The organism is Chryseobacterium viscerum (assembly GCF_025949665.1).
Lineage (GTDB): Bacteria > Bacteroidota > Bacteroidia > Flavobacteriales > Weeksellaceae > Chryseobacterium > Chryseobacterium viscerum_A.
In genome coordinates, this window is sequence record NZ_JAPDFT010000002.1 from 142631 (window position 1) to 155753 (window position 13123).

Genomic DNA, 13123 nt, shown 5'->3' on the forward strand with positions numbered 1-13123 from the left:
AGATTGAATTGTTATTTGAAATGTAAATCGTAGGCTCCTGCAACTTCTGTAGAAACCTCTCCCAGCCAGCCAGCTTCCTGATTGACTCCTGTATATATTTTCATAAAATCAACACCGGGAAGTTTTACGTATTTCCCGCTTCTGTCTACCGCCCAGGAAATATCAATGTTTGAAGCATCATCATTATTCGGGGCATTATCAGCATATCCGAAATCATATGATTTTCCTACCCAATAAGATCCGTCACCGTTCTGATCATGGAAATTGTTCGCCAGGCGTGTTCCAGAAAAACCGTAAGAACTATCTGTAAACCACAAAGGATAGTAGCTCTGTGCATGAAAAGTATTTTTTGTTTTAAAGCCCTGGTTTCCAAGGTTGTCATTCCACTTGATATATTCTACATCGGTTTGCCAGAATTCAGTTCCTGCCACAGGTGTTTTATTTTCATCAGGCTTATGATAAGTGATGCTGTAATCTTTTACGGTTGTATTTTTGAAATATTCGCTGCCTGCAATTTCATACCATTCATCATTATCAGGTTTTCCGTTTTTGTTTCTGTCATAGGCTACCATAATAATTCCCGGTTCACAGGATCCTGAACGTTGATCCGCGGCATCATTTCCAAAGAAAGCATTTCCCAGTACTTTAAAATCACGTCCATTCAGGTTCGGAATAGTATGGTCAAAACCGAAAACAACATATCCTCCATATCCTCCCAGGCTGATCATGGTAGAATTACCTCCCACCAAAGATTCGTTTGCTTTCTGAAGCATATTTGCAGCTGTATTTCCAGGTAAATATTCCGGAATTTCATTCATGAACTGTCCTACAGCGGGGCGGAATTCTAATACTTTCGCAATATATTTACTATAAGGTGTTTTTTCTTTGGTAACGATTATTTTAGAATGATAAACCTGTTCGTTTCCTTTATGGTTAATCTTCAGAGTTAAAGGATAAGCATCTGCATCGGGACTGATAAATTCAAGCTCTGAGTTTTGAGAGATAATAGAGTCATTGATACTCCACGTAACTGAACCTGAAGCATTGGTAGGAATACTCAAAACCTTTAACCGTTCAATGGTATAGGAATCGTCAAGACCGTTGAATGTAAATTCATCTTCATCATCATGTTTACAGGCTATCACTCCTATCAGGAGACATGATAAAAACCCGGTTTTTAAATAAGTAAAGGTATTTTTGTTCATTTCTTAAAGTTTGGTTATTTGTATAAAAAGGTGAAGTGAGCCGGGATATTTCCGCCCTCTGTTTTCCATTTAAAGTGTCCGTTTTTATCAAAGCAGTACACAAATCCCATGGATACGTAATTTCTGGCATCTGTCATGTAGATATCTTCTGTGATTGGGTTTACAGCAATTCCGTAAGGTGTTTTAATGGCTGTTTCGTATTCTTTGTCGAAAATCCTGTTCGCAATGATTTGTTCTGTTTTCACATCAATAATTCCAAAACTCTTTTTATAGCTGTGGGTATTGTAATTGAATTCATTGCCGTAGAAATAAAGTTTGTCATTAACGATTGTCATTTCACTTACAGCAAGGTGGAAATCTTTTTTAACCATTCCCGTTGCTGCATCTATAAGGTATAAACTGGAAGGAACATTATAGTAATCTCCTCTTGAACTCACATACAGATCACCATAATTGTCTTTTTTAATGTGGTGAAGATTGATCGCAACATTTATTTTTTTAAGTTCTGTGAAAGTGTTCAGATCAATTACGGAAACAGTATTATCGTAATCGGGAGCTTTATATCCTCCGGAATTGGCCACAAATAATGTATTCCCTACAATTTCCATTTCTTCAGGCTGATATCCCACTACCACTTCACGCTGAATGGAAAGAGAAGCTGTGTCAATTTCCGCTACTTTTCCTTTTGGTGCTTTTGGGTTTATTGCTACAGGACCGGCATAACTGCTGGCATAAGCTTTCCCGTCTTTGAAGGCCAAATATCTGCAGTTTTGCAAAGGAATAGAAGTAATACGCTTTGCTGTTTTTGCGTCCAATACTTCAATTTTATTGGAAACATTGACAACGATGTACAGCTTGCTGCCGTAGACTTTAATATCATTTCCTACATCTCCCAGCTCTTTCACCACATTCGGGTTAATCTCAGCGTAAATATTCCGGTAATAGGTTCCTTTGGTATAATCAAAAAAGTCCAGCGTACATTTGTTGCTTCCCATATTTCCTTCATTCAGCATATAGAAACCTTTTATTGCCGTATTTTCTGATGGAAGTCCTTCTACTACTTCCTGGCGGACAATGATATCATCTGTACGGCATGAAGTAAGAAAAGCTAATACAAGAAATAAAAAATAAAAGTTTAGTTTTCTCATAGGGTGAAGTTTAGAATAAGTTTAAAGTTTCTTCCGGGCATCGGATAATTGATTACTACGTCATAGTATTGATTGAAGATATTATTCATCTCCAGGCTTACTTTAAATTGATGATTGGCCCAGTTGAATTTTTTCTGAACAGACAGATCATGAGTATACCAGGGCTGTACATAATTGTATTGAATGTTGTCCTGATTCACATCATACCTTTCTCCAACGTACATCGCGCTGTAATTGAAGCTCCAGTCTTTATAATCTGCCATCAGACTGAAAGACCCGCTATGCCAGGGCGTATAGGGAATCTGATTACGATAAAAAGTATCCTCCGGGTCAGTCATATCTCTTGCACTTTGATAGGTATAAGAAAGCAGCGGTCTGAGGGTTACTTTTCCCAGCTGAAGTTCTGTCTGCACATTCACGTCAGCACCTATGATTTCAACCATTCCAAGGTTCATCATCAGCCAGCGGAACATGCTTCCGTTTGGAGCTGCTACAATTTTATCCTGTACTTTGTTGTAGTAACCGTCTACTTTAGCATAAAAGGTCTTAAAGAGACGGTTGTTATAATTCTTCTGATAGGTAAATCCTACATCATACTGATTAGTAAACTCCGGTTTCAGGTAAGTATTGCCGATATTGGTATAATATAAATCATTGAAGGTTGGAAGTCGGAAAATCCTTTTATAGAAAGCTCTGAGGGTAAGCTCAGGAATTTTTTCAGGCTGATAGCTCATAAATACGGCAGGTGTCCATTCTCTGGCATCTCCCGGTCTTTTGTTTTTTCTTACTTCTTCAAAAGTAAAAGTTCCTAAAAGGCTACCCAGGATTTTGAATCTGTTCCATTGATATGTTGTTGCCAATGCTACCAATGTGGTGTAACGTGTAGGATAAGAAAAGTTATCCAGATTGGCATCCAGATTATTGTACTGAAAATCTCCACTCAGGCTGACATCCCAATTGGGAGTAATAGAATAGATATTGGATGAAGAAAGATAGAGCTCTCGTTGGATATAAGTATTATCAGTATGAATAATGGATTGCGAACGAACCGTGTCCATAAAATGGGTATAATCGTAAGCGAATTTTGCTTTCAATTGGGTTTCAAACTTGGGAAACAGTTTTTTTCTCAGATTGGCCTGTACAAAATAATTTTCATCAGAAAGTCTCGCTCCTCTTCCTCCGAACCGACCATTCACAATAGGTGCCGGCATTCCACGGTCTGAAATATAACCATAACCACGGATATTCCAGCTTCCGTTATTTAAAGTTCCGTTGAAAGACGTTTCAAAACGCTTTGCTTTGATATCTGAATCCTGTCTCTTAGCAATGGTATCATAAGCCTGCTGGCCGTCAGGATATTTCTTGGCATATCGAAATCTGTAAATTCCGTCACTCTGCATAAATTCTCCACTGAAGCTGGCGGAAATTCTGTCTGAAATTTTCTGTTCCAATCGGAATGACGGATTAAAAAGATCAATGGAGGCACTTTTTGCTCTTATAACGAGATTGGTTTTTCTTGTTCCTTTAAATACAGGTGTTTTTGGCTGTAAATAGATAGATCCCGAAGACCCGAAGTCTTTTGCCGGTTGAAAAATCTCACTTTTCTGTCCGTTGTATAATGATATTTCTTCCAGATCGTCCAAAGAATATCTTCCCAGGTCAACAAGCCCGTTTTGGGCATTTCCCAGTTGAATTCCATCATAGAAAACCCCTACATGCTGGCTTCCCATGCTACGGATATTAATGGTTTTCAAACCACCCAATCCTCCGTAATCTTTGATCTGCACTCCGGAAAAATACCGCAATGCATCTGCTACGGAATGGCTGTTCAGTCTTTCCAGCTGCTCGCCCTGCAGGGTTTGCGACGGAAGAATTTCTTTGAAATTTTTCTTGTAAAGGCTGATCACCTTGATGGATTCTTCCCGAACACTGTCTTTCTTCTTGGTTTGAGAAGACAAAAGTTGAGATGTTAACACCAATATTGTGAAAACAGCTTTATGAATTGCAGAAGTAGTTAGTTTTGCCGTCATTAGCTCATTTAGGATAATGATGACGCTAATGGATGTAAGAATACAACGACAAAGCACAGCTGTAACTGCACAGAGAATCATTGATGTCCTAAGCTTTATTCCACGAAAGCGTCAAACGATTATTTTCAGGCAGGTCTTCTGACTTACTCCATTTTTGAAATCCTTCCCATTAAAAAAACAGTGGATATATTCTTCAAAAACTTTGGTGCGGAGCTTACAGCAGCGGGTCTGTTCCGGATTTTCACCGGATTCCCTTTTAAGAGCTTTTTATGGCTCACCAAATTTCGGCAAAGATAAAAAATTATTCCTAACCCCCAATTAAAATCATGATTCATAAACAATTAAAGCTCCCGAAGGAGCTTTAACATCATTTCATAGAGGGTACCATCTTAAATTCCAATATTCAGGAAAACACTGAATCTTGATTTTGCTTCAATATCTCCTCCTGCCAGATGAGTATACATGGGAAGCATAAGTTCACTTCCCAGACTCAACTTTTTATAAGAGGCCTCAAATCCCAGTTTTCCGTACAAAGCACTTCCTGCAGTATTGGGCAAGGCTTCATCGAATTGTTTATTCTGAGCATAGACTTCTCCCTGAACTCCCGTTTTTATAGAAAAAATAGATTTTTCATTTCCTGCAACCTGATAAAATCCCGTCGCTGCATAGTTCCATTGGTTCCCAAAACGGTAATTTTTCTTATTCTCAGTTTTGATCGTGTAATCTGTATTGACCAATACAGCTACTTTATTTTTCTGAAATTTATAATTCAAAGCCGCCTGATAATCCCAGCTTCCGGTTCCCAACTGAAAACTTGGATTAACACCGGACGCTCCTTTTTCATCAAATTTCCCCAAAGGTATTTTTACTCCTAAACCTCCGCTCAGATGGTGGAAATTATCTTTAGAGCTCATCAGCTGGTAAATCCCCATCAGGTTCAGATCTCCGATTCCATTGATTTTAATATCTCCCTGCATTGTTTTCTTTTCATGGAAATGAAAGGGCAGGCTTGCATATACGCTCAGTTTTTTAGTCAGTGGAATTTTCCCCCAAAGCTGCAGCGTATTGAAATACTGATCCTGTGTAAGGTCTTTTACAAATAAGTTTTCTTTGGCTTTATAATGCTGAGCAAAGTATTTGATTCCGATAAACTGGGGATTCAATAAAGACTCAAAGCCGGAAGATCCGTTTCCTGCTGCACAGCCGCACGCATCACAATCATCATCAAAATCGAATCTGCTAAAGGTATTCGGATCAATATAAGCACTGTCTCTAATAATCTTTGCCTGATACTGACTAAACAGGATCAAACTTACTATCACTATAATCTTCTTCATGTTTTCTATAAAATTATTCTGCAAATTTTGGATTGGATATAAAACTTTTATCCGATAATGTTTTCAGGAACGCAATGATTGATTGTTTTTCCTGACTATTCATAGCAATTCCCACATGACCATTCTGTTTTAATTGTGGATCAAGGTTGGGATTATCTTCCACCTGATCCGAGTAGAAATTGAGTACCGCCTCTAAGGTGTAAAATCTTCCATCATGCATATAAGGTGCAGTATATTCTACATTTCTTAAACTCGGAACACGGAATTTCATCCAATCTACCTGATTAAGGCTAACTCTGTAACGTCCCGCATCCTTAAATTCTGTATTGTAATACATTCCCGTATTTCTGAAGCTTTCATCAGTAAACAGTTCTCCGCTATGGCAGGAAGCACATTTCTGTCCAAACAAAGCCATTCCCTGAGATTCTGCTGAAGTCAGCTGTTCCTTTCCCTGTCTGAATCTGTCGTATTTTGAATCCGCAGAGATCAGTGAAGCCATAAACTGCGACAATGCTTTGAGAATTCTTTCTCCGGTAATGGTTTCATCACCATAAGCTTCTCTGAACAGTTTTTTATACTTCTGGTCATCTTTTATCTTTGAAATAGCTTCCGGTATGGAGCTGTCCATTTCATTCACATCGGTAATTGGGCTGATCGGTTGTTCATTCAAATTATGAATCACCCCATCCCACATATACCTTTTCAAAAAAACCATGTTCTGAATCGGTGGAGCATTCCTGATTCCTATTCTGTCATCCACACCATGACTTACAGTATGACCGTGATGGGTAAAGGCATTTTCCTGGATATGACAGAAGCCGCATGAAATGGTATTGTTCCGGGAAAGCCTTCCTTCATAGAATAATTTTCGTCCCAGTTCTACTCCATTTTTGGTTACCGGATTCATCGTTTTATCAAAAGTCATTTCCGGAAAATAAGAAGGAAACTGCAGATTGTATGCTTCATCTTTTTCCAGTGGCTGCATCACCTCATCAGAACAGGAAACACAGCTTAACATGAATACAAACAGCACCAATAATGTCTTAATAAAAAAATTAATCATTGTGAACGTGATCTACTTTAAACATTTTTGTAAGGTTATTGGTAACATCTACCAGGTGCTGATTGGAACCCATCAGCATATCATTGCCTGTGGTAAGTGTAAGAGCCTTATCTCCGCTCAAAAACTGATTCAGATCTGCAAGAATATGAATAGAAGGACGAATTTGTCCTGTTACTCTTGCTGTTGTAGGAAGGTTCAATGTGATTTCACGGTATAAATCAGCCTGTTCATTAGCCGTAACATTTCCCATATTTCCGGTATGGTTCATAAATTCTTTTGAAGGAGCATCATTCCCATATTTACCTTCAAGTTTTACAAAAACATAACCGGCAGCCCATGACCATGTCATTCCTTTCTGCTTGGCTTTTGTCCAGAATTCAGCTTGTCCGTCCTGCCCAAGTAAATACGCTTTCTGGCTCACTCCAAATCCGAATTTTATTTTTTTATAATTATTTTTCGGGATGCCATCCAGATTAAGGTATATAATTCCGGCTACAGCATCTGCCTGATCTACAATAAAAGCGCCTTTATCTGGATTGTTTTCATTGTATTTAAATTCGTTTCCGTTTTCGTCTATCAGTGTGACATTACTGATTATATATTTCAAAGCGGAAAAATTATGTTTCTGTCCGTTGAAAGAAGTCTGGACAGTTTGGTTCAAAACAATATCTCCTACATTATTAAATCCGTTTTCAAATTTGATCTGAAGTTTTCCAGGTGTTGTATCCTGTGGATCATCATCTCTGATGCTTTCGCAGGCTACAAAAGAGAATAAAGTAAAGGCAATAAAGAATAGTGATAAAAATTTATAAATTTTCATTGTTGATTTTTTAAGTTGAATGCAATTTGAATGTGTTATTTTGAATGTGAAAACATTCTTTTTTTACCACAAAAGGCATAAAAGTTCTTACACTTAAGTTATATTAAGTGATAAGTTTTATTCGCAATAAGAACACTTAAGCTTTTTAAAAATCTTTGACTTTTAATTTCTATAAGCTTTTGTGGTTAGATAGCTATAATTTAACTTAAAAAAACCGGCGGTTTGAAAATATGGGTAAGAAACAGAAAAGAATAATCTGTTTTGTAGGTAAAATTGGAATTGAAAAACGATCGTTTTTCAGCAGTTATGATCTCTGCTGTTTCAGGCAGGATATAGATATCAAGGATTTTCTGTCCTGAGTTTTTTATTTTCTGAAAGGGTGAAGATTCTGAATCATTGGTTTTGGCCAGTTCTTTACTCAGGTAACATTTTCCGTTACAGTGAATCTCCGGTCTGCTTTTATTAATACAGAGGACTTTAATGATATAATCATAATTTACAGCATACTCTACCATAGGTACTAAAGGTCTTAGCACCATATAAAAAGTAAAAAGTATGCTGTAAAATAATTTCATCAGACTATTTCTTGCTTAAAGCTTCGTCATATCTTCTGCTGATCTCTTTCCAGTTGGTAACGTTCCAGATCGCGGTAAGATAATCTGCTCTTTTATTCTGATATTTTAAATAATAAGCATGCTCCCAGACATCAATCCCGAAAATAGGAGTTCCTTTCTCTTCTACAACATCCATCAATGGGTTGTCCTGGTTAGGAGTAGAGGAAACAAACAATTTTCCATCTTTTCCTACAGAAAGCCAGGCCCATCCTGATCCGAAACGGTCTGCTCCGGCTTTGCTCATTTTCTCTTTAAAAGCATCCATGCTCCCGAAAGTTTCAGTAATCGCTTTTGCTAATTTTGCAGAAGGCTGCGTGTTTTTCTGAGGCGTAAGAACAGTCCAGAACAGTTCATGGTTGTAATGTCCTCCTGCGTTATTTCTTACTGCAGCTGGCAGCTTTGAAACATTGGATAGAATCTGGAACAAAGTTTCTTTTTCCTGCGGAGTTCCTGTAATAGCCTTATTCAGGTTGGCCACATACGCAGCAGCATGTTTTGAATAATGAATTTCCATCGTTTGGGCATCAATATTTCCTTCCAAAGCATTATAAGCATATGGAAGAGGCGTCTGCTTAAACTGAGCCATAGTAAACTGGGCCGCGAAAACTGCACTTAAAGCAGCTATTTTCAAAATCTTCATAATATTTTTGTTTATGGTTGAACAATGTTTTTTCCTTAAGCAGGAAGATGGGAGATCGAAGCTGGAAGTAATTATAATGTCATAATATAAAATTCTTCAGCTTCTATTTGCTTTTACAGCGGTCTCAAAAACCACCAGAGCTTTATCATCCGGAATAACTTCCAGCCTCCAGCTTCTCTCTCCCAGCTTCCTTATTTCAATAATTTCTTAATATCCTCAATCAGGATTTCTCTGTCAGGGTGATATTTACCAGTCAGCATTGGCGTTTTGCCTTCCGGATCTTCGTAATTCAATCCTGAATAATATAAGATTGGCATATTTTCTTTGTTGTATCTGCACCGGATATTTCCGTCCTGATCTACCAGAGCAATCATTCCGCTGTGGTTCAGACTTTCCCCTTCATCTTCTTTATCGCCAACGTAGATATTAAATTTATCAGCAAGATCACCAATGTAGGTACGGTCTCCGGTCAGAAAATGCCAGTTCGGAGATTTTGCGCCTATCCTTTGAGCATGTTCTTTCAATACTGTAGGGGTATCATTTTCCGGATCGATACTGATGGAGATAATACCAAAGTCCGGATCATTGATCTGATTCTGAATCGCCTTCATATTGGTATTCATCACCGGGCATATGGTAGGGCATTTGCTGAAGAAAAATTCTACGAGATATACCTTTCCCAACATATCTTTATTGGTAATTTTTTTGCTGTTCTGATCTGTCAGTTCAAAATCAGGAACCTTCATCACAGTATAAAGGTTCTTTTTAAAATACCCCATTCCTACCCCTATTCCCAGGAAAAGCAATGCAAATAAAGCAATGGGTATGATCACTTTACTCTTATTATTGGGCTTTTTATTTTTGGGCATATTTCTCAGGGCTTTTTTTGAATTCATGTTTGCAGGATACACTGCAAAAACCATACGTTTTATTTTTATATACAGCGGTATCTTTAATCGATCCTGCAGTTTTCATGTGACAAATCGGATCTTCTTCATTCACTACCTGTACATTTTCTATCTTCTTTCCGGAAGAATCCATGTGGCTTGCATGCTTTACCTTAGGTGTTTCCTTGGCACACGACAGTAATGATATTGACAGCATAGCGGCCAAAATAATTGGAGATTTCATTTTAATATTAAATTGAAATTAATAATGTTAAATATAATTATGACACAATGCATAAGTCTGAAAAACATAGAATTCCTCAAAAGAATCAGTGTATCTCTAACTGCGTACAATTGTTCATTTTTAATTGTAGAATATGTCCTTAATGACTTATTGATGAAAGTTTCAGAAACCCTCATTCAACTAAAAATATAGTTATTAATAAAAATTAAGCCAACGGAGGATGGAATATTCTGGAAAAGTATTCTGAAGAATGCGAATTAAAATAACTTGAATCAGGAATTTCAGAAAGTAATTCCGAATTCAAATGGGAAGAGAAAGAAAGTATATCATGAGAAATAAAAACATCTAATCCTGCAATCTTTATTGTTTGAGAGCTATTGGATTGTTTTTCTGTTTTTGCCAGTTCTTTTTCCACGTAGCATTTTCCCTTACAGGTTGATTGTGGTACATTTCTGTTCTCACAAAGGTTTTTCACAATATAATCATAATTCACGGCATAATTTACCAATGGCAAAACGGGACGTACTGCAACGGTAAAAATGATGAATATGGAAATAAATAACCTCAACGATTTTGTTCTCTGTTACAAATATACTACTTCAAAACTGTTTTATGCATGATTTATGATGAATGTCATTGTGATTATATACTGTTACCTACAAAAATTACAAAACTGTGTCTGTCATCGGAATAATATTATCCCGAACTTTGAGTAAACTTTAGACCTAAATAAAATTTAGTTCTTTATATACAATTTAATCTTGTTGATAAAAGCTTTGCTGATGTTTTTGGCAGAGCTTTTTATTTTTTTTAAATGTCTTGTTTTGTTGGAAATCGCAAAGACGAAAATTTCTTTTTGTTGGTTGATTTATCTCTCTAAATTCAAGAGATTTGTTTTTATAGAGATTCCTGCGGAATGACAAACTGAGTGTATCATTTTTATACTAATTGTAATTATCAGTCATAGTTTAGACAGAAAGTAAAGACAGTCTGTTTATGAATCCGTAGGCGTCTCAATAGCATATGGAATGACTGGCATGATACGTATTCTTTAAAAACAAAAGCCCTGCTGAAATTCAGCAGAGCTTTTATTGAATATAATTGAGTTGTGTTTATTATTTGCTTCTTAAAATTTCATTCTCTGAATTCTTACAGCATTTAAAATAGCCAGCAACGCTACTCCTACATCGGCAAACACCGCTTCCCACATGGTTGCCAGCCCGCCGGCTCCCAGGATAAGAACAACAGCTTTTACAGCAAAAGCAAGAATAATATTCTGCCAAACTATTTTTTTCGTTTGTTTTCCGATGTTGATCGCCATTGGAATTTTGCTTGGTTTATCATCCTGAATCACAACATCAGCTGTTTCAATGGTAGCATCACTTCCCAGGCCTCCCATCGCAATTCCTACATCACTTAAAGCAACTACTGGAGCATCATTCACTCCGTCTCCTACGAAAGCTACAGTCTGGTTTTTAGCCTTGATTTCCTTAACCTTATTTACTTTATCCTCTGGCAACAGATCTCCGAATGCATTATCAATTCCCAGCTGATCCGCAACATATTTCACAACGGTACTTTTATCACCGCTCAGCATCGTAGCCTTTACGTTCATTTTATGCAGGTTGTCCACTGTTTCTTTAGCGTCTGCTTTTATACTGTCTGCAATGGTGATATAGCCTGCAAATTTTTTATCATAAGCTACTGCAATCACTGTATATACAATATTGGCATGGTTAAGATCATAAGTGATGTTGAATTTATCCATCATCTTAAAGTTCCCTACCAGAAGCTCTTTTCCGTTAATGGTTGCTTTCAGTCCGTGGCCTGCAATTTCTTCTACATTTTCTAAAGGAATGGCGTGATTGATATCTCCTACATAATTGTGAATGGCTGTTGCCACCGGGTGGGTACTTTTACTTTCAAGAGCATTGACCATCTGAAGGATTTCTTCTTTGCTAAATTCAAGGCTTATGCTTACCTCCTGAACTTTGAATACGCCTTCTGTCATAGTTCCTGTTTTGTCCATTACTACATTCTGAATCTCTGCAATGCTGTCCAGGAAATTACTTCCTTTGAATAAAATCCCGTTTCGGCTTGCTGCACCAATTCCCCCGAAATATCCTAACGGAATTGAGATCACAAGGGCACAAGGACAAGAAATCACAAGGAATATCAATGCTCTGTACAGCCAGTCTCTGAACTGATAGTCACTCACAAAGAAATATGGCAGCAAACAGATTCCTATGGCAAGAAATACAACAATTGGAGTATATACTTTGGCAAATTTTCTGATGAACAATTCTGTGGGGGCTTTTTGGGCTGTAGCATTCTGAACCAGTTCCAGAATTTTGCTCAGTTTACTGTCTTCATAGGCCGTATTTACTTTTACCAAAGCAATACTGTTCATATTGATCATCCCGGCAAGAACAACCTCACCTTTATTTTTAGTATCAGGTTTACTTTCTCCTGTTAAAGCTGCGGTGTTGAATGAAGCTGAATCTGAAAGCAATTCTCCATCCAGCGCCAATTTTTCACCGGGTTTCAGCTGAATGATGTCTCCAATTTTAGCTTCTTTAGCCTTCATTGTCTTTGGCTGATTATTTTCCATAACCGTTACCTCATCAGGGCGCTGATCCAATAATGCTTTTATGTTTCCTTTGGCTCTGGTAACCGCCATAGACTGGAATACTTCTCCTACAGCATAAAACAGCATTACTGCTACTCCTTCAGGGTATTCTCCGATAGCAAAAGCACCAATGGTTGCAATACTCATCAAAAAGAATTCTGAGAACACATCTCCCTTGATGATACTTTTATAGGCATCTTTCAATACCGGGAATCCTACAGGAATATACGCTGCCAGAAACCATACTAAACGTGCCCAGCCTGTAAACCATGCGGGTTTTATATAATTGTCAAAGGCAATTCCTAACAATAAAATGATAAAGGATATAATAGCCGGAAGAAACATCTGAAAGATTGTCTGATCTCCGGAGTCATGAGAGTGATCATGCCCGTCATGGTCGTGGCCATCTCCTTCTGCATGATTATGTTTGTGTCCTTTTGTATCTGGTTTTTCCGGGGTTGTACTACAGCATTTTTCCATAACTGAATATTTTTATACAAATGTAA

At 37.5% G+C, this 13123-nt stretch carries 12 protein-coding genes and 1 riboswitch; all 12 genes read right to left on the reverse strand.

The window, feature by feature from the left end; translation table 11 throughout:
- Nucleotides 1–11: 11 nt before the first annotated feature.
- The 12 genes from OL225_RS14855 to OL225_RS14910 all read right to left on the reverse strand — a co-directional run bounded on the left by OL225_RS14855 (nt 12) and on the right by OL225_RS14910 (nt 13097).
- On the reverse strand, nt 12–1205 hold the full coding sequence (locus OL225_RS14855; RefSeq protein ID WP_047376534.1) for a hypothetical protein: 1194 nt from the start codon (nt 1203–1205) through the stop codon (nt 12–14).
- 14 nt (nt 1206–1219) lie between these two features.
- Entirely contained in the window at nt 1220–2353 is a 1134-nt protein-coding gene (locus OL225_RS14860) for a YncE family protein (RefSeq protein ID WP_264518770.1), read from the reverse strand.
- A complete protein-coding gene (locus tag OL225_RS14865) occupies nt 2350–4383 on the reverse strand; it encodes a TonB-dependent receptor plug domain-containing protein (protein ID WP_264518771.1) in 2034 nt (677 codons plus the stop codon). Before OL225_RS14865 ends, OL225_RS14860 begins: the two co-directional genes overlap by 4 nt.
- A 110-nt stretch (nt 4384–4493) precedes the next feature.
- Nucleotides 4494–4680, reverse strand: a riboswitch (cobalamin riboswitch).
- Nucleotides 4681–4772: 92 nt separating this feature from the next.
- Nucleotides 4773–5720 carry a transporter gene (locus tag OL225_RS14870; RefSeq protein ID WP_264518772.1) on the reverse strand — a complete coding sequence of 316 codons (948 nt, stop codon included), beginning with the start codon at nt 5718–5720 and terminating at the stop codon, nt 4773–4775.
- A gap of 13 nt (nt 5721–5733) precedes the next feature.
- A complete protein-coding gene (locus tag OL225_RS14875; RefSeq protein ID WP_264518773.1) occupies nt 5734–6783 on the reverse strand; it encodes a cytochrome-c peroxidase in 1050 nt (349 codons plus the stop codon).
- Nucleotides 6776–7603, reverse strand: a complete 828-nt coding sequence (locus OL225_RS14880) for an MbnP family protein (protein ID WP_264518774.1) — start codon at nt 7601–7603, stop codon at nt 6776–6778. Before OL225_RS14880 ends, OL225_RS14875 begins: the two co-directional genes overlap by 8 nt.
- 200 nt (nt 7604–7803) lie before the next feature.
- Nucleotides 7804–8178: a hypothetical protein gene (locus OL225_RS14885; protein WP_047376529.1), complete on the reverse strand. Its 375-nt coding sequence runs from the start codon at nt 8176–8178 to the stop codon at nt 7804–7806.
- 4 nt (nt 8179–8182) lie between these two features.
- A complete protein-coding gene (locus OL225_RS14890) occupies nt 8183–8857 on the reverse strand; it encodes a superoxide dismutase (RefSeq protein WP_047376528.1) in 675 nt (224 codons plus the stop codon).
- A gap of 191 nt (nt 8858–9048) precedes the next feature.
- The gene (locus tag OL225_RS14895; protein ID WP_413541856.1) at nt 9049–9726 is read right to left on the reverse strand and encodes an SCO family protein; all 678 of its coding nucleotides are present in this window, start codon (nt 9724–9726) and stop codon (nt 9049–9051) included.
- Nucleotides 9713–9988, reverse strand: coding sequence for a YHS domain-containing protein (locus OL225_RS14900; RefSeq protein ID WP_047376527.1), 276 nt, complete (start codon nt 9986–9988; stop codon nt 9713–9715). Before OL225_RS14900 ends, OL225_RS14895 begins: the two co-directional genes overlap by 14 nt.
- Before the next feature lie 205 nt (nt 9989–10193).
- Nucleotides 10194–10556: a hypothetical protein gene (locus tag OL225_RS14905; protein WP_264518776.1), complete on the reverse strand. Its 363-nt coding sequence runs from the start codon at nt 10554–10556 to the stop codon at nt 10194–10196.
- Nucleotides 10557–11114: 558 nt separating this feature from the next.
- Nucleotides 11115–13097: a heavy metal translocating P-type ATPase gene (locus OL225_RS14910; RefSeq protein WP_264518777.1), complete on the reverse strand. Its 1983-nt coding sequence runs from the start codon at nt 13095–13097 to the stop codon at nt 11115–11117.
- Nucleotides 13098–13123 lie beyond the last annotated feature (26 nt).